The sequence below is a fragment of the Thermomicrobiales bacterium genome (genome assembly GCA_023954495.1).
Taxonomy (GTDB): Bacteria; Chloroflexota; Chloroflexia; order Thermomicrobiales; family CFX8; genus JAMLIA01.
The window spans coordinates 1-16,867 of record JAMLIA010000069.1; the positions used below are offsets into that span (position 1 = coordinate 1).

At 64.3% G+C, this 16,867-nt stretch carries 16 protein-coding genes; 7 read left to right on the forward strand and 9 right to left on the reverse strand.

Features of this window, described 5'->3' with window-relative positions; translation table 11 throughout:
• The 3 genes from M9890_12100 to M9890_12110 all read right to left on the reverse strand — a co-directional run.
• The coding region (locus tag M9890_12100) for a hypothetical protein (GenBank protein MCO5177693.1) at positions 1 to 780 on the reverse strand (780 nt) is incomplete at its 3' end.
• Between the two features lie 238 nt (positions 781 to 1,018).
• Positions 1,019 to 1,657, reverse strand: a complete 639-nt coding sequence (locus tag M9890_12105; GenBank protein MCO5177694.1) for a response regulator transcription factor — start codon at positions 1,655 to 1,657, stop codon at positions 1,019 to 1,021.
• Positions 1,658 to 1,713: 56 nt separating this feature from the next.
• Positions 1,714 to 4,416 carry a GAF domain-containing protein gene (locus tag M9890_12110; GenBank protein MCO5177695.1) on the reverse strand — a complete coding sequence of 901 codons (2,703 nt, stop codon included), beginning with the start codon at positions 4,414 to 4,416 and terminating at the stop codon, positions 1,714 to 1,716.
• Positions 4,417 to 4,727: 311 nt separating this feature from the next.
• On the opposite strand from M9890_12110, the gene M9890_12115 reads away from it, so the two are divergent.
• A complete protein-coding gene (locus M9890_12115; GenBank protein ID MCO5177696.1) occupies positions 4,728 to 6,464 on the forward strand; it encodes a hypothetical protein in 1,737 nt (578 codons plus the stop codon).
• A 6-nt stretch (positions 6,465 to 6,470) separates the two neighbouring features.
• On the opposite strand, the gene M9890_12120 is transcribed toward M9890_12115, so the two are convergent.
• The 3 genes from M9890_12120 to M9890_12130 all read right to left on the reverse strand — a co-directional run bounded on the left by M9890_12120 (position 6,471) and on the right by M9890_12130 (position 7,965).
• Positions 6,471 to 7,184, reverse strand: a complete 714-nt coding sequence (locus tag M9890_12120) for a rhomboid family intramembrane serine protease (protein ID MCO5177697.1) — start codon at positions 7,182 to 7,184, stop codon at positions 6,471 to 6,473.
• 39 nt (positions 7,185 to 7,223) lie between these two features.
• On the reverse strand, positions 7,224 to 7,352 hold the full coding sequence (locus tag M9890_12125) for a YtxH domain-containing protein (protein ID MCO5177698.1): 129 nt from the start codon (positions 7,350 to 7,352) through the stop codon (positions 7,224 to 7,226).
• Positions 7,353 to 7,455: 103 nt separating this feature from the next.
• Positions 7,456 to 7,965 (reverse strand): YtxH domain-containing protein, encoded by a 510-nt coding sequence (locus M9890_12130; protein MCO5177699.1) that lies wholly within the window; start codon positions 7,963 to 7,965, stop codon positions 7,456 to 7,458.
• Positions 7,966 to 8,135: 170 nt separating this feature from the next.
• On the opposite strand from M9890_12130, the gene sucC reads away from it, so the two are divergent.
• The 3 genes from sucC (at position 8,136) to M9890_12145 (ending at position 10,825) form a co-directional block, all read left to right on the forward strand.
• On the forward strand, positions 8,136 to 9,275 hold the full coding sequence (gene sucC / locus M9890_12135; GenBank protein MCO5177700.1) for an ADP-forming succinate--CoA ligase subunit beta: 1,140 nt from the start codon (positions 8,136 to 8,138) through the stop codon (positions 9,273 to 9,275).
• Between the two features lie 8 nt (positions 9,276 to 9,283).
• Positions 9,284 to 10,126: a succinate--CoA ligase subunit alpha gene (gene sucD, locus M9890_12140; GenBank protein ID MCO5177701.1), complete on the forward strand. Its 843-nt coding sequence runs from the start codon at positions 9,284 to 9,286 to the stop codon at positions 10,124 to 10,126.
• 174 nt (positions 10,127 to 10,300) lie between these two features.
• Entirely contained in the window at positions 10,301 to 10,825 is a 525-nt protein-coding gene (locus tag M9890_12145; protein MCO5177702.1) for a GNAT family N-acetyltransferase, read from the forward strand.
• A 400-nt stretch (positions 10,826 to 11,225) separates the two neighbouring features.
• On the opposite strand, the gene M9890_12150 is transcribed toward M9890_12145, so the two are convergent.
• The 3 genes from M9890_12150 to M9890_12160 form a co-directional block, all read right to left on the reverse strand.
• A complete protein-coding gene (locus tag M9890_12150; protein ID MCO5177703.1) occupies positions 11,226 to 11,993 on the reverse strand; it encodes a hypothetical protein in 768 nt (255 codons plus the stop codon).
• A 103-nt stretch (positions 11,994 to 12,096) separates the two neighbouring features.
• Entirely contained in the window at positions 12,097 to 13,194 is a 1,098-nt protein-coding gene (locus M9890_12155) for a DUF262 domain-containing protein (GenBank protein MCO5177704.1), read from the reverse strand.
• Positions 13,195 to 13,408: 214 nt separating this feature from the next.
• Positions 13,409 to 14,317, reverse strand: a complete 909-nt coding sequence (locus tag M9890_12160) for a TIGR03564 family F420-dependent LLM class oxidoreductase (protein MCO5177705.1) — start codon at positions 14,315 to 14,317, stop codon at positions 13,409 to 13,411.
• 84 nt (positions 14,318 to 14,401) lie between these two features.
• Between M9890_12160 and M9890_12165 the strand changes: the two genes are divergently transcribed.
• From M9890_12165 to M9890_12175, 3 genes are all read left to right on the forward strand, one after another.
• Positions 14,402 to 14,923 carry a GNAT family N-acetyltransferase gene (locus M9890_12165; GenBank protein MCO5177706.1) on the forward strand — a complete coding sequence of 174 codons (522 nt, stop codon included), beginning with the start codon at positions 14,402 to 14,404 and terminating at the stop codon, positions 14,921 to 14,923.
• Between the two features lie 109 nt (positions 14,924 to 15,032).
• The gene (locus M9890_12170) at positions 15,033 to 16,448 is read left to right on the forward strand and encodes a hypothetical protein (protein ID MCO5177707.1); all 1,416 of its coding nucleotides are present in this window, start codon (positions 15,033 to 15,035) and stop codon (positions 16,446 to 16,448) included.
• Between the two features lie 15 nt (positions 16,449 to 16,463).
• A partial coding sequence (locus M9890_12175) for a hypothetical protein (protein MCO5177708.1) occupies positions 16,464 to 16,867 on the forward strand: 404 nt, incomplete at its 3' end.

Consider the following 16,867-nt stretch of genomic DNA (forward strand, 5'->3'; position numbering starts at 1 on the left):
CAGCATGCGCTGGACGATGCTCGGGTCGCGCTCGCGCAGGGCGACGACAGCCCAGAAGCCGGCGGCGATGACGAGCGTGATGATCGTGAAATAGAGGTAGTAGACGCCGAACAGCCCCTGCAGGAAGAAGACAACGCCGAGCAGCACGTACCAGCGGGCGCGGACGGCGCGCCAACCGCGTGGCTGCGGCTCGGTCGCCGCGTCGTCTGCAGAGCGTGCGGGTCGCGGGATAGCGATCCGGCGCAGGCAGAGCAGCGCCAGCGGTGGCCACTGCGCCGAGAGGACGTTGAGATGCTCCAGGTGCGACATGCGTGACGGGGCGAAGGCATAGGCGATGCCGGCCACCAGCGCGGCGGCGCGGCTGCCGGTGATGTCGTAGGCCAGCAGGTACATCGCGAAGCCGGTCATGAAGAACGCCATCAGCACGGCGATGTTGTCGGCCAGCACGGCGTTGCTGGTGATGGCCATGATCGGGATCACCAGCGCCGACTGGCCGAACAGGTGGTCGGCGAAGGCCAGCGTGTTGTGCCACGGATACATGATGTTGGTGTCGAAGATGTGCAGCGGATCGGTCGTCAGCGCGTGCCAGTTCCAGCCGATCGTCCACGCTTGAAAGACCGGATCGCCCCAGGTTAGCAGCGTGTCCTGCATGTGCAGCACCAGCGGCCAGGTCATCACCACGCACGCCAACGCCAGCACAGCCGCAGCCGGCAGGTGGCGCAGGATCGTTTGGCGGAGGTTGGTTGGAGCGTCGTCGTTCACGAGAGGGAAGTGAACCATATGGGACCTCACCCCCGGCCCCTCTCCTCCGAGGAGAGGGGTGTCATCGGCGACAGAGTTTGGGTGCCGATCTCAGAAGAGGCAGCCAGTTTGCTGGCATCAGGACACCCCCTTTCCTCGGAAGAGCGGGGTGTTGTGAGACTGACGGGGTTGGGTGCCGATCTCAGAAGAGGCAGCCAGTTTGCTGGCATCAGGACACCCCCTCTCCTCGGAGGAGAGGGGGCCGGGGGGTGAGGTCCTACACCTGCACCAGTCCGCGCTGAATGGCGCGGGAGACGGCTTCGGTGCGGCCGCTGACGTCGAGCTTCTGGTAGATCGAGTTGGCGTGGAATTTCACGGTGCGCTCGGTGATGAAGAGCTCGGCGGCGATCTCCTTGTTGCGGAGGCCGCGGGCCATCAGCTTGAGCACGTCCAGCTCGCGGGAGGTGAGCTCTTCCTCGCGGCTTTCGCCACGCATGATGCCGCCGACGTGGCTGAGCAGCTTGCCGGCGACGGCTGGTTCCAGCAGCGAGCCGCCCATGTGGACGACGCGGATGGCGCGGAAGATCTCGTCGCGCGGTGCGCCCTTCAGCAGGTAGCCGCGTGCTCCTGCCTGAACGGCCTGCAGGATGCGCTCGTCGGTGTCGTAGGCGGTCAGGACGACGATCTTGGCCTCGGCGTCGCCTTCGCGGATCTGCTGGATCGCCTGGACGCCATCGACATTGGGCATCTGCAGGTCGATCAGGACGACATCGGGCTTGAGGCGGTTATAGAGCGCGATGGCTTCTGCGCCGTCGTTGCCCTCGGCGATGACGTTGAAATCCTGCTGGGCTTCGAGAATCGCCACCAGCCCTTCGCGAACGATGGGATGGTCGTCTACGACGAGGATATCGATCATGCGACGCGTCCTCTCCGGCCCCGAGTTACCAGGGGTAGCGGGTGTTGTGCTGTGCATTATGACCCCGATCCGTCACCGTGCGCATACGCGGCGGAGTCGGTTGTTGGGAGATCTGCCGTGCCCCACTGCGCCTCGAACGGCACCTCCACGCGCAGGGTTGTGCCGGCGGCGGACGAATCCACTGTCAGGATGCCGTGGAGCAGGCGGACGCGCTCGCGGATGGCGATGAGCCCGAATTTCCCGCCCGGCTTGCGGTTCTGCATGATGCCGTTGACATCGAAGCCCGAGCCGTTGTCGGTAATCTCCAGGACGATGTGCTCGCCGGTGCGGCGGAGCAGGACGCCGATGTGGGTCGCGTGGGCGTGGCGGGCGACGTTGTCGAGCGCTTCCTCGAAGATGCGGTAGAGGCTCAGCTCCAGGCGAGACGAGACGCGACCTCCGGCCGCCTCGGTGGTAAACGAGGTGCTGACCAGCCCGCTGGCTTCTTCCTTCTCGAACTGACCGAGCCGGTGCTGGAGTGCATCGGCCAGCGTCAGCTCCTGCAGTGCGCTCGCTCGCAGGTCGAGGACCGAGCGGCGGGCGTCCTCCAGGTTGGCGCGGGTGAGCTCCAGCGCGCGGTGCAGCTTCGCCTGCGCCTTCTCGGGGCGGCCTGGGAACATCTGCTCGGCGGCTTCGAGGTGGAGCGAGATCGCGGTGAGGCCCTGGGCGATGCCGTCGTGAATGTCGCGGGCCAGGCGAATGCGCTCCTCGGCCATGCCGAGCGAGTGCGATCGTGCGTAGAGCCGGGCATTTTCCAGCGCCAGCGCGGCGGAGTCGGCGATGCCGAAGGCGACGCGCAGCTGGTGGTTCGAGAAGTGGTAGGCGGCGTCGTGCGAGACGACCAGCGCGAAGCCGAGGCATTCATCGCGGACGAGGAACGGCACGGCCAGGACCGCGCTCGCGCAGAGCACGCGCGCCAGATCGTCCTGCACATCGCAGCTCATCATCTCCAGCGCGCATGGTTCGCGGGCGCTCATCGCGATCTGCTTGAGCAGCCGCGATGACTCGCCACTGGGGATGACCTGGCTGATGCGGGCGGTGTCGAGCTGCGAGCCGTCGCGGGCGACGTACGCCGAAGGTAGCAGCCGGGTGCGGTCCTCATCGAAGAGGTAGACGACGCAGGACGGCAGGCCGGTCGCGTCGGCGATGCCGCTGGCGACGCGCTGCAGAACGTCGTCGAGCACCAGCGAGGAGTTCGCGGCCTGCGATGCGTTCAGGATGAGCGAGACCTCGGTGCGGCGCTTCTGCTCCTCACGCAGCAGCTCGGCGTTTTCCAGCGCAATTGCCAGTTGGTCGGCGATGGTCGTCAGGACGTTGACATCCTGCTCGGAGAACGCGCCGACTTCGGGCGACTCGACGTTAATCACGCCGAGCAGCCGATCCTCGCGCAGCAGCGGCACGGCGATTTCGGAGCGGATGTGCTGGGTGGCTCCCAGCGAGATGTAGTTCGGGTTCGCGCGCACGTCGTCGATGACCACCGGCGTGCGGGCCGAGGCCGCCATGCCGACGATGCCATCCTTGCCGGCCCGGACGGTGAAGCCGATCAGATCGTCTGCGGCGTCAACGCCGGTGAAGGTCTGCAGGACGAGCTGGTCATCGGCCTGATTGGCCTGGAAGATCATGACCACGCTGTAGCCGAAGGCGGACTGGATCCGGCGGGCTGCCTCCTCAACCAGCTGCCGCGGGTCGCGGATCGTCGCGAACGCGCGGGCGATGCGGTTGATAACGATGAGCTGGTTGGCCTGGATGATCTGCGCCTGATAGAGCCGCGCGTTCTGAATCGCTGCACCTGCCTGTCGGGCGACTGCTGCCAGCAGCGCGCCGTCTTCGGTCGTAAACGTCCGCTGGTCGGAGAGGATCGCCATCAGGCCGATGATCGTGTTGTCGGCGATGATCGGGACGCCGATCCAGGCCCAGACGGTGTCCTGATCGATGCGTGGTGCGACGGTGATGCCGCGTTCACGGCAGGCGGCGACGTAATCGTCGAAGATGACCGGCTCGCCGCGCTCGATGACGAGGCGCGTCAGACCGATCCGGAGCGTGTCCTCGCCCTCGTTATCGACGCGGCGCCCGCCAAAATGGTGGTAGATCAGGCGCATTTCGCCTGGCTCGTTACTGAGCGTGGCAATGTAGAAGTTCGTGGTGTCAAACAGGCGACCGCACTGCTCGTGGATGATCGTTGCCAACTCGTCGAGCGAAAGCGTCGAGGCGAGGGCGGTCGAGACATCGTTGAGGATGGCCAGCTGCGTGATGCGGCGCTCGCGTTCGGCAGTCAGCCGCCGCGAAATCTCGTACCAGTACGACTCGCTGGGCTGAAATTCCGTATCGGCGATGAGGGCGCGCCCGAAGATGCTCGTAAACGGCGGGAGCTGCGTGGCGATCGATTCGTGGATGGGATCACCATTCTCGTCGAGCACAGGGCCGATGCCGTTGAGCAGGGCCTCGCCCAGCAGGCCGAGCGCGCCGGACGTGGCGGCCACGCCTTCGATGCTGAGCGGCACCTTGGTGCGCCAGTCCTCGGCCAGACGGGCCGGGATCGTGAGGTCCGACGTTGCGACGAACTTGGCGAGCGCGTTGACAAAGTCGGTCAGCAGCTCGTTCGGCAGTGCCGACGAATGACCGCAGCGCTCGGTGAGCAGCTGACGCCAGGCGTCGCGCACAGCGAACAGCCGTGTCTGAAGTGTGCCGACCGCAACTGGTGGTACTGCATGTTCTGGCATGTACTCGTGCATGTAACCACGAAACCTGACTGAGATGCTCCGCAAGATGTGAGCGACGACGACGCCCGACGTGGAGGTGATCCAGCCGGGTTATCCCCACGCCGTGATTATGGTCTGTTCCCTCAATGCAAGCCATCGCACCGAGGGTCAGGCCCACGCTGTACCATCGGACAGGAATCGGACACACTGGAACTGGTGCATGATCGCACATAACCACGGGCGTCGTCGTTCGTTGTACCAGGTAGCCCGGTCGTGAGCATCGGGTTGGGGATCGTCTTGCGAGTGGACCAGGCGTGTTGCGGATAGTGCTATTGGCGATTGGCGTTGTGATCGCGGCTTCATTGCTGCCGGTCGAGCCAACCCAGCAATCTGCGATCGCGGACCCCGCATTCGTCGCCTATTTCCAGCGCACAAGCGAGCAGGGTCAGGCGCTCCTGTGGGGCAATGGCCCGATTGCGTCGCTCGTCGAGCCGTTCACCGGCGCTCCCGGCAACCGGCGGCTCGTCGAGTATTTCGAGCGCGGTCGCATGGAGCTGGCGTCCGAAGACGGCGAGGACGAGGTCACGACCGGCCTGCTTGTCCGCGAGATGGCGACCGGCGATGTCCAGGTCGGCTATGACTCATTCGTGCGGAGCGATCCGGCGCAGGTGGCGCTGTTCCATCCCTCCACAGGCAGCATCGAATCGGTGACCTATGCAGACTTCAGCGAAGATGTTCGGTCGCGCGCGGCAGATCGTACTGAGTCCTCCGGCACTGTCATTGCCTGGCTGCTCCCCGGCGGAGACATCGAAGAGCGCACGACCCCCGAGCGTGTCAGCCTGACTCGCTACGATGACGCGACCGGCCACAACGTGCCCGGCATCTTCGACAGCTGGCTCGCGACTGCGCCGCTCGATGGTATGACGCCGCTGGAGGCACTGGGCCATCCGATCAGCGAAGCGTACTGGGTGGAGTCCGGCAAGGGCAGCGGCGGGGTTAGCCTCGTCCAGCTTTTCGAGCGCCACGTCGTTGTTTACACGCCCGGCCTGCCGGAAGGGGAGCGCTTCTCTCTGGCCCGCAGTGGTCGCCACTACTACCAGTGGCGCTACGCCAGCGCCCCGGCGGCGGCAGCGAAGCGCGAGTCGATTTCGGAGATCCTGCCGGTCGGTGAGCCGGTCGATCTATCCGTGCCGCAGGGCTATTCCGCATCGCGCCTGAGCGTGAATGCCGAGGACGTGATTGACATCGCCGAGGGGCCGGATGGGCGGCTCGCACTGCTCCGCGCCAGCGGCTCGGTTGATCTGTACGATCCGCGCCAGGCCGGCGATGCGGCGTTGCAGCCATTTGTCGAGCAGTTGGTGAATCCGGTTGCCATCACCTGGTCGGGCACATCTCTCTACGTTGTCGATGACAGCGGTGTCACCCGCTACGAGGACAGCAACGCGGATGGTCAGGTCGATCGCAGCTCGGTGCTCGTGAGCGAGGCGATGCAGCGATCGAGTGTCGCGTTGACTGCTGGTTCGGACGCGGGTGTTACGGTCGCGGGGAGGGCCGCGTCAACGGCCACGCCCGAGACCGAGGTAGACGGGCGTGATCTGCAGACCGTGGCCGAGCGCGGAGGTGTCACCTGGGTCGCGCGGCTGTCGTCGTCGTCCGGGCCGGTGCTGGTCGATCCGTCTGGTGCGATCTGGACAGTCAACGCGCAGGGGAGCCTGGTGCGGATCAATGCCGAGACTGGAGCTGAGCAGGAGCGCATGGACCTGGCGACGCTCGGCGCGGATGCCTCGGTCGTGCGGTTGCTGCTCTACCGCTCCGACGGGCTGGCCGGTGATCCAGCGACGGACCTGTTGGCCGTCGTGCGGGATGGCAGCTCGGGCGGGCGGCTCGTGCGCCTGATGCCGACGCTCAACGACGCCGCGACGCCCACGACCGGCCCGCCCGCCGGCGCGGTCGTCGAGTTCGCCTCCGGCTTCGACCGCCCCGCCGCCGTCACGGTCGGGCTGGATGGCTCGCTCTACGTGCTGGATAGCGGCCGCCACGCGATCTATCTGATCCGCCCGTCGACGTAATACTGGCTATCGGCGGTATCGAGCACGACGTGGGCGGTGGTTACGGAACAGCCAGATCGCTACCAGGCCGGTGATGAACCCGCCGATGTGCGCGAAGTAGGCGACGCCACCTGCTTGCGCAGTATCTGGCCCGACACTCGCGAACCCGCTGATGAACTGCAGCACAATCCAGAAGCCGATGACGATCAGCGCCGGCAGCGAGATGACCGTTACGAAGATGCCCAGCCAGATCAGCACCCGCACGCGTCCGTGCGGGAACAGCACCAGGTAGGCCGCCAGCACGCCGGAGATCGCGCCGCTCGCGCCGACCATCGGTTGTGTCGAGCTGGTGTCTACCAGCACCTGCAGCGCGACCGCGCCGATGCCACAGATCAGATAGAAGATGATGAAGCGAGCGTGCCCGAGGGCGTCCTCGACGTTATCGCCGAAGACCCAGAGGAACAACATGTTGCCGATGATGTGCAGCCAGCCGCCGTGGATGAACATCGAGCTGAACCCGGTGGCCCAGATCGGGAGCGAGATCGAGGGTGGGAAGTCCTCCATGTGGGCGAGCTCCAACGGGATTGCGCCCCAGGAGTAGATGAACCGGCCGAGCGAGTCGCCACCTTGCGCCTGCAGCGAGAGCTCATAGAGGAAGACGACGACGTTCAGAACGATGATCGCGTAGACAACGACCGGTGTCCGGCGTCGTGCGCGATTGTCGTCTCCAATCGGAATCACCGAAGCTCCTTGGCTGGATCAGCGGGTGGGAGGAGTCGATCAGTTCTCGCGCATGATCCAGGCGCGGATCTGGTGGCGGGTCTCAGCTCCGCCGCGTGGCGCGAAGAGGACGCCGGCAGCCAATCCGACGGAAAAGAACTTCAGCGCAGTGCGCATCCTGCCAAGCATTGCAACAACCTTTCAGTGGGTGAGGGGATGAGACTGGCCATCGAACGGAGCTGTCGATGGCCAGACAATCAGCATTATCGATACGCTCTCGCTGGCGACCCGATCAGGACGTCGCGTCTTCGACCTTGGCCGCTGCGTCCTTCGCCGCATCCTGAGCTGCCTCTGCGGCGTCGGACGCTGCGTCGACAGCGTCGTCCACCGCGTCACGAGCAACGTCCTCGCTCATGACGACATCCTGCTCGTCATGCTTGCTGCCCACCGGCAGCGGTGACTTCGCCGCGAACTCGGCGGCCTTCTCCTTCACCGGTCCGACGGCCTGGCTGGCGGAGCTGACGGCGTCGGCAGCCTTCTCCTTCATCGGGCCGACGGCCTGGCTGGCCGCGCTGACCGCCCCGGCGGCTTTCTCCTTGACCGGCGCGACAGCCTGGCTGGCCGTCGTCGTGACCTTGTCCTTGACCGGACCGAGATTGCTGGATGTCTCCCGCAGCTTCTCGCGTGTCTCCGCGCCAGACATTGGTGTCAGCGCGAGCGCGGCAATTGCGCCGGAGATGGCACCGATAATCACGCCGGCCATAAAGGCCAGATCGTGACGACTCTCTTCGCGTTGGAACATGTTGCAAACCCTCCCTGAACGACAGCGCCTCGATTGACGTCGCTATTTGCAGCGGAAATATCAAGAACGATGCCGCGCGATTGAAACGAGCAACCGAAGAAGATGCAATGCTATCATCCGATTGCTGGGCAGGTATTGTCCAGCACTGCGGGAAAAGGAGGCGCCAGCGCGTGAATATCCACGAATATCAGGCGGCGGAGCTGTTGGCCGAGTACGGGATACCGGTCAACGCAGGTGAGGTCGTGACGACGGCGGATGCCGCCGCCGCGGCAATAGAGCGGCTTGTCGGACCACAGGGGACGGTCGCGATCAAGGCGCAAGTCCATACCGGAGGCCGGGGCAAAGCCGGTGGGATCAAGCTGGCGTCGTCGCCGGATGAGGCGCGCGACAGGGCCGGCCAGATTCTCGGTATGGATATTCGTGGGCATGTCGTGCAGAAGGTGTACGTCGTTCCGGCCGTTGAGATCGAGCGCGAGTATTACCTCGGTATCATCCTCGATCGTGGCGCGAGCGGTATTACCCTGATGGCCAGCGCCGAGGGCGGCGTTGATATTGAAGAGGTCGCCCGCGAGACGCCGGAGAAGATCATTCGGATGACGGCGGATCGCCAGATGGGTCTGCTCGACTATCAGGCGCGCCAGGTAGCGTTCGATCTGGGCATTGAGCCGGATCTGATCAACGGCTTCGCGAAGATTGCCAAGCAGCTGTACGCCGCGTTCGTCGGCTCCGACGCATCACTGGCCGAGATCAACCCGCTGATCCTGACCAGGGATCGGCAGTGGATGGCACTCGACTCCAAGGTGACGATCGATGATAACGCGCTGCCACGTCACCCGGGTTTCGAAGATCTCCGCGACATGGCCGAGGAGAACGAGACAGAGCTGCGCGCCAAGGCGAACGGCATCTCCTTCGTCAAGCTGGATGGCAATATCGGCTGCGTCGTCAATGGCGCTGGGCTGGCGATGGCGACGATGGACGCCGTCAAGCTCTACGGCGGCGAGCCGGCCAACTTCCTCGATGTCGGCGGCGGTGCGAGTGCCGAGCAGGTCGCGATGGCGCTGCAGATGATTCTGGAAGATACGAACGTCAAGGCGATCCTGTTCAACATCTTTGGCGGCATTACCCGTGGCGATCTGGTCGCGCAGGGCATCGTTGAGGCGATGAACACCGTCGGCGTCAACGTGCCGATGGTTATCCGGCTGGTCGGCACGAATCAGGCCGAGGGCCGCAAGATCCTCGCTGACGCTGGGTTGAGCAGTTACGAGACGATGAGTGAAGCGGCTCAGCAGGCCGTCGCAGTCGCGCAGTAGGAGAACAGATGAGTATTCTGGTAGGCAACGAAACGCGGCTGCTGGTCCAGGGCATTACCGGCCGCGAGGCCAGCTTCCACACGATCCAGATGGTTGAGTACGGCACACCCGTCGTCGCCGGCGTCACGCCGGGCCGCAGTGGCCGCGAGGTGAGCGGCGTGCCTGTGTTCGACACGGTCGCGCAGGCGGTCGAGAAGACCGGCGCAGACACCTCGATCATCTTCGTCCCGGCGGCCTTCGCACCGGACGCGATCCTCGAAGCAGCCGACAACGGCATCAAGCTGATCATCTGCATCAGCGAGAACATCCCGACCAACGACATGGTCAAGGTCTACGACCACGTCCAGCGCCGTGGCGCGCGCCTGATCGGGCCGAACTGCCCAGGGTTGATCACGCCGGGTCAGGCGAAGATCGGCATCATGCCGGGCTACATCCACACGCCCGGTAAGGTCGGCCTCGTCTCGCGCTCCGGCACGCTCACTTACGAGGCGGTCTGGTCGCTGACGCAGTCTGGCCTCGGCCAGTCGACCGTCGTCGGCATCGGCGGTGATCCGATCATCGGCACCAAGTTTATCGACGTGCTGGAGATGTTCGAGAACGACCCGGAGACCGAGGCGATCGTCATGATCGGCGAGATCGGCGGCACCGACGAGAACGACGCCGCCGAGTTCATCAAGTCGAACGTGACCAAGCCGATGGCGAAGGCTTCATCGCTGGCCGTACGGCACCTCGGGCAAGCGCAGCGGGCCACGCCGGCGCGATCATCTCTGGCGGCACCGGCACAGCGCAGGAGAAGATCGAAGCCCTCAACGCCGCCGGCGTCGAAGTGGCTGACAGCCCGGCTGGGGTAGCCGGGAATTATCGGACGCAAGCTGGGGAAGTGATGGGGAGTGGCCCTCACCCCCTGCCCCCTCTCCCAACGTTGGGAGGGGGTGTTCGACCCCCAGGGTCGATTCCCATTCCCGGTCCCTAAGGGATCGGGAATGGGGAATCAGGGAATGTGCCGTGGACGGCGAGCAGGGAACATGGCTGAGATCTTTCGGACGGCGCGATTGCGTGTGCGGCCGTGGACGGCGAGTGAGCGTGATGTCGCGGCGGCCTTCGCGATCTATGGCGAGCCGGAGGTGCAGCGGTATCTGTTCTCCGGTCCGGCGGACGCGGACATCGAGGTCACGCGTGCCTGGCTGACCAGGTTCGTTGCCGAGGCTGATCCGACCGCGGCGACCGGTAGTTGGGCGGTTGAGCTGCCTGGTGGTGGCGCTGCGATTGGGACGGCGATCCTGAAGCCGGTCGTCATGAACGGCGTCGAGGACATCGAGGTCGGGTTTCATCTGGCTCGTTCGGTCTGGGGACGCGGCTACGCGACCGAGCTGGCCACCGCCCTGCTCTCCTATGCGTTCTCCACACTGCCAGTCTCACGCATCATCAGCTTCGCCCACCCCGACAACGCCGCCTCCCGCCGCGTGCTTGTGAAGGCTGGCTTCCGCGAAACGGGTGTCGGTGAGTTCAAAGACGTGCCGGTCGTGACGTATGTGGTCGAGCGGGGGTGACTACACGCGTTGAGTGGGGCATTCCCTGATTCCCAATCCCTTGGGATCGAGAACAGGGAATCGGGGACGATGATAGGTCGGCTTGTGGCGCGTAGGCGTTCGGAGTGTATGGATGCACGTGTTGGTGCGTGGATGCAGGGGGCAGTAACCCAAACGGGCGTATGCAATACGCCCCTACATGATGAGGAACGTATGCCGATCCGTATGATATGTGTTTAAAAACGTAGATGTTGTGCCGTCAATATAGGGCGTATCGCACACGTCAGTTTGGCCCACGCCCCTTGAGTGCCAGTTGCCGAACTCTGCACATTCCCCATTCCCGGTCCCTAAGGGATCGGGAACAGGGAATCGGGGAATGTGCCTCACCTCGTCGGTGAAGATCTCGAGCGGGAGTGATCTGCTAATCGGCGACGTTTTCCATGTGTTCAGCAAGAATCTCGCGCTGGACGTAATCGCGGAATGTGGCGACGGACGTGAAGTAGCGGAATCCTGCGTCGTTGGCGAGGCGCTCCATTGCCTCCGACTCATTGAGCAGCAGTGCGACAGGCTGGCTGAGCCCTTCCTGAAGTCCCTCCGGCCACGCAAGATCGAAGATTGCCAGTGGCTCGCTTGTATCGGGGTCTGCGAGCTCGTAGAGCATTTCGCCCGTTGGCAGTCCGTGCTGGTGTATCCACTCGGCAGTATCGATAATCGCTTGCTCTTCATCTTCCAGTGCGACGTTGGATGGGATGTGCTGGCGAGTTGTGGTCATGACAGCCGGAGCTGAGACAGCCTGTTCCGATCTGCCGGACAGCAAGCCGTCGAGGAACTGGTTGGCGGCACGAGCCAGCAGTTCACGTCGCGCAGCTAGAAACTCCAGATAGTTCTCGATCCGCCACAGCCTTCGATCCGTCGGGATCCAGTGTGACTCAATCGCTCCGGGGTGCAGTTGCGCGTAGCGTTCGAGGTATTCCGCCGGGTCCTTGTCGGAGACGATCAGGTTCGTCTCCTGGGTGAGGAACGTAAAGTTCGCCAGCGAGTTGACTTCATCCATCTTGTAGCCGTGCTTGTAGAGCAGCGCACGCGGGAAGATGTGATGCATTTGCAGGCTGCTGAGCCGCCCCAACAGGTTGCTTGAGAGCTCGAATCCCGTCTCCCAATCCTGAGCGTGGTAGACGCGAGTCAGCATGTAGAGCAGCGGATAGAATCGTGCACCCCGGCTCCAGCCGAGGAAGTCGTTGGCATGGATTGTCAGATCGCCGCGATTTCGGCGCAGTTGCTCGATCAGGCGCTCAATCCCGCCTTCGAGATCTTCGATCCAGCCCGAGATCCTGATTGAGGACCGACTCTGTCAGACCAGCGTAGCGACCCCAGAGAAATGTGTGAACGTACCAGTAGAGCAGCTTGTCGCGCTCGCGAGCGTCGCTCAACCGTCCACCGCGCCGGACGACGTAATGGGCGAGTAGCGGGAACGAGTAGCGACTCCCCAGAACGCGATCGTGATCGAGACCAAGGCGCGATGAAACGAGGTTCAGGAGCGTGTCGATCACTTGCCCTCCCTCGCTCTGCTCCAGCCCGCGCTGCACGTCGGCAGGACCGACGTTAGCCAGCACCGTGAACATGGCCTCACCGGTGATGATCGCGTTTATGCAGCGCAGCAGCCATTCCAGTCGGAATGTGAAACCTGCCTGCTCCCACTTCGTCAGACGTTTCTGCATCGCCTTCCGTGCATCGGGCCATTCTGCGCAGATCTTCGCCAGCGCCAGATCACCCTTGGAGAGCTTGGTGCCGCCGCTATTGACTTTGTTGAAGATGTCGACAACGACATCCACTGTCTTGTCGTCACCAGCGACCTTTTCGATGTGAAGGTCGATCTTCTTGATATTGTCGATGCGATTGACGCGCTCGAAATAGAGATCAGCAACATCGTCATCAAGGTCAGTAATCCGCGACAGGCGGCGAATTGTTGGACCGGCACCCTCCTGCATCAGTTGGGTGACATTAATCCAGGCCGGGTTGTCGCGCATTTTGACTGGACCATAGAACTCGAAGGTTTCGTCGTCGAGATTGAAGTACAGATCAGTAAACGCCTGCTTGTTGCCCTCGAAGAATTCGGGTGGTTTGCCGCGGATGATTCCGTAGAGCGACGTGATTCGCTGCTGGCCGTCGAGCAGCAGCTCGACTGATCCGGCTGAGAGCTGTCCGTCTCCGCGTGCCGATGCCAACTCGGTCTTGGTGACCCAGACCAGCAAGCCCCCGACCGGATGCTGGCGATAGAGCGAATCCATGAGCCCACGAACCTGATCGCGGTTCCAGACGTAGCCACGCTGAAACTCTGGTAACGCCATCGCGCCCAGGTCGATTTGTGACAGGATTGTCTCGACGTTCATCGCCGCCAGCACTCCTTATACGGTCATGAGGAATTTGTTGCTTTGTGCGGCGATGGTATAGCCGACGTACCGGCTCGTCAATCGACGAAAAGACAACGCCAGATCGGCAGCATTAATGTTCAACTGGTCTCGATTCCCAGCACATTCCCTGATTCCCTGATTCCCAATCCCTTAGGGATCGGGAACAGGGAATGGCCTCGTTCCCGACTGGCGGCTACGCCGACTGGGCCTCCTGCAGCACGGCCAGCGTGCGAGCGCGGTCTTCGCTGCGCGGGATGAAGAGGGAGGCGGCGAAGTCGGTGACACCGGCGTTGGCCATGGCGGCGAGGCCGGCGCGGACGGTGGCTTCGTCGCCGATCAGCGAGATGTCAGCCGGCCCGGCTGCGCCCTCGCGGTCGAGTATCGCGCGGTAGGACGGCAGCTCGCCGTAGCGCACGTAGACCTGCGCGACGCGCTCGCGGATGTCGTCGGCGTTGTCGGTAACACAGATCGGCACACCGGCGACGATGCGGGGTGCGGAGCGGCCTGCCTCTGCGGCGGCAGCCTGGATCGTCGGTGTCGCCGTCTCGGCGATGTAGCGCGGGCCGCCGAGCCAGATGGCGGTGCCGTCGGCCATGCGGCCGGTGAGCTTCAGCATCTGCGGTCCGAGCGCCGCGACCAGCACGGGCGGTGGCTCTGCACCGGCCAGCGTCAGCTGATAGCCGCGCACCGTGTACTCATCGCCCTCGAACTGCACGTTCTCCTGCGCCAGCAGCGGCGTGAGCGTGGCGAGGTATTCGCGCATGTGGCGGATCGGGTGGTTCCAGTCGAAGCCCAGCCCCTGCTCCATCGACACGCGGTGGCTGAGGCCGATGCCGAGCGCCAGTCGGTTGCCGGTCGCGGACTGCACGGTCAGCGCCTGCTGCGCCAGCGAGGTTGGGTGGCGCGGGTAGGTGGGCACGACGAACGTGCCGAGCTCGATGCGCTGCGTCTGCGCACCAGCGACCGCCAGTGCGGTGAGGGCGTCGACGCCGCGAATGTTCGCCAGCCAGACGCTGTCGAACCCGTGTTCCTCGGCCTCAACGACCTGCTGGGTGATGTCTGCCGGGGTGCCTCCTGACAGCAACATGATCCCGATGCGCATGCGTCCCGCTCCTCCCTGTCCAATGTCTCGTCAGGCTAGTATAACGGCGGTCGAGGTGGCTGCCGTTTGCCGAAAGGGCCGCGCATGGCTGTGATCTTCCGTACTGAGCGCCTCGTCGTCCGACCGTGGGAGCACGGCGACCTGGACGATGTGTTCGCGATCAACCGCGACCCCGACGTCACGCGCTACCTGCCCGATTACATGGCCTGCACCACGCGCGACGAAGCCCGCACCTGGCTCGCGGCGCGCATTGAGCGGGACGATCCAACGAGCAGCCTCGGTTTCTGGGCGACCGTTGAGGCAGACACCGGCCGCGTCATCGGCGGGGCAACGCTGATGCACGCGCCGATCGGCGGCGGCAACCCGGTCGAGATCGGCTACTACTTCCGCCAGTCCGTCTGGGGCAAGGGCTACGCGACCGAGCTGGCCGCCGGCCTGCTGCGCTACGGCTTCGAATCGCTCCCTGCCGATGAGATCGTGGCCGTAATCATCCCGGAGAACATCGCCTCGGGGCGGGTGCTGGAGAAGGTCGGCATGTGTCACGCCGGCCTGTCCGACTACAACGGGCACGCAGTCGAGCTGTATGTCATCGCGCGGCCAACCTGAGCCACAACCAACTGCCAGGCAATTTGGCGCAGAGCCGAAAGATTGACATCGGACTCGTACCCCATATGATGAGTACACATAACAACAGGCAAAGCAGCAGGAGGCGCCAATGCCACGCATTCCGATGCCTGACGTCATTGTTCTCATCCCCGGAATCATGGGTAGTGCGCTGCGCAGAGGGCGCAAGGATGTTTGGGATGTCTCGACCGGCGCGGCGATTGCAGCGCTGTTCAGTCGCGGCGACAGCCTGAAGGATCTGCGTCTGCCGCCCGGTGCTGGGCACGTCGATCCGCAAGACGGCATCACGCCGAAGCGGTTGATGCCGGACGTCCACATCGTGCCGGGCCTGTGGAAGATCGACGGCTATCGCAAGATCAGCGACACGATACAGGCCGTCTTCGAGGTCAAACCCGGAGTCAACTTTCTGGAGTTCCCCTACGACTGGCGGCTCGACAACCGGCTGGCTGCGAAGCGGCTGCAGACGGAGGCCGGCGAGCTGCTGCGCCGCCGTCGGCAGGACACAAACAACCCCAACGCCAAGCTGATTATCGTCGGGCACTCGATGGGCGGACTGGTCGCGCGCTATTACCTGGAGTGCCTCGAAGGCTGGCGCGACACCCGCGCGCTGCTGACATTTGGCACGCCCTATCGCGGCTCAGTCAATGCGCTCGATACGATCTCCAACGGGTGCTACAAGGGCCCGCGCCACCTGCTCGATCTCTCCGAGACGGTCCGGTCGTTCCCATCGGTCTACCAGCTGCTGCCGATCTACCGCTGCTACTCGGCGGGTGGTGGGAGTCCGTGGGTGCGCATCGGCGAGACGACCGGCATCCCGAACGTCGATCCGGCCCGTGCTGCTGCGGCGCTCGATTTCCACAACGAGATCCGCGACGCAGTCGACCGCCATCGGCAGGACGACGAGTACCGCGAGCGCGGCTACAAGATCTTCCCGATCGTCGGTGTCGAGCAGCCGACCAACCAGTCCGGCAGCCTCGATGGCGGCAAGGTCAAGATGCTGCGCCAGTACACCTATGCCGACGGCAGCGTGCATGACGACCTGGGTGACGGCACGGTGCCGCGCGCCTCGGCGACGCCGATCGAACTGGAAGGCTCGGCGCAGGGCATGTTCGCCGCCGACCGGCACGCGTCCCTGCAGAACGCCGACGCCGGTCTGACGCACCTGAAGGGCGCAATCTTCGGCCTCTACGATCCGCTGGGCGAGTACCGCGCACCCGGCATCCTCAACATCACGCTGTCGCTGGATATCGACGACATCTACTGGACCGACGAGCCGATCGACGTCCGTGTGCGTCCGAGCGTCACCGGGACTGCGACCGAGGCGGTGATCGAGAGCGTCACGACCAACGCAGAGGTCGGCCGCAAGACGCTGCTATCTGCCGACGACGAGTGGCAGCAGGTGTCGTTCGATCCGCTGCCACCCGATGTCTACCGCATCACCGTCAGCGGCGGGACAGCGGTCGATCCAGTCTCGGACATCTTCACATCGCTGACACCTCCAGCCTGAGGAAGTGAGCGCTCCATGCAGATTACCTGGTACGTCGGCGAAACGTATCGCTTGTTCGACGCGAGCCTGACCCTCGACGAGATCATTGACGAAATGTGGGCCGATGACTCCCAGCCGGACTGGGCGATTCTGCGGCGGCCCGACGCCGGTAACCGGCTGTACGCCTATCGCCTGCAGGAACTGGATGCCTTCCGGGAGATGGTGCCCGACTCTGGCCAGCGCCCGGCCGTGTACGCGCTGAATTTGCACGAGACCGATAGCTCAATCGACCTGCCGCCCGGCCGGCCGGATACCGACGTCGTCGCGCCACCGTACGCCCGCCAGCCTGCATCGCTGCGGGTCGTGCGCCTGGACGACGCACTCCAGCCGGTCGCGGTCGGGGAGATGACGGACTGGGACGGCGAGTACCTGCCGCCCTT

Coding starts and splice junctions, on each gene's coding strand:
- M9890_12170 (MCO5177707.1), top strand. CDS start 15,033: ATGCCACGCATTCCGATGCCTGACGTCATTGTTCTCATCCCCGGAATC.
- sucD (MCO5177701.1), top strand. CDS start 9,284: ATGAGTATTCTGGTAGGCAACGAAACGCGGCTGCTGGTCCAGGGCATT.
- M9890_12150 (MCO5177703.1), bottom strand. CDS start 11,993: ATGCTGACTCGCGTCTACCACGCTCAGGATTGGGAGACGGGATTCGAG.
- M9890_12105 (MCO5177694.1), bottom strand. CDS start 1,657: ATGATCGATATCCTCGTCGTAGACGACCATCCCATCGTTCGCGAAGGG.
- M9890_12155 (MCO5177704.1), bottom strand. CDS start 13,194: ATGAACGTCGAGACAATCCTGTCACAAATCGACCTGGGCGCGATGGCG.
- M9890_12125 (MCO5177698.1), bottom strand. CDS start 7,352: ATGCTTGGCAGGATGCGCACTGCGCTGAAGTTCTTTTCCGTCGGATTG.
- M9890_12145 (MCO5177702.1), top strand. CDS start 10,301: ATGGCTGAGATCTTTCGGACGGCGCGATTGCGTGTGCGGCCGTGGACG.
- M9890_12110 (MCO5177695.1), bottom strand. CDS start 4,416: ATGCCAGAACATGCAGTACCACCAGTTGCGGTCGGCACACTTCAGACA.
- M9890_12130 (MCO5177699.1), bottom strand. CDS start 7,965: ATGTTCCAACGCGAAGAGAGTCGTCACGATCTGGCCTTTATGGCCGGC.
- M9890_12165 (MCO5177706.1), top strand. CDS start 14,402: ATGGCTGTGATCTTCCGTACTGAGCGCCTCGTCGTCCGACCGTGGGAG.
- M9890_12160 (MCO5177705.1), bottom strand. CDS start 14,317: ATGCGCATCGGGATCATGTTGCTGTCAGGAGGCACCCCGGCAGACATC.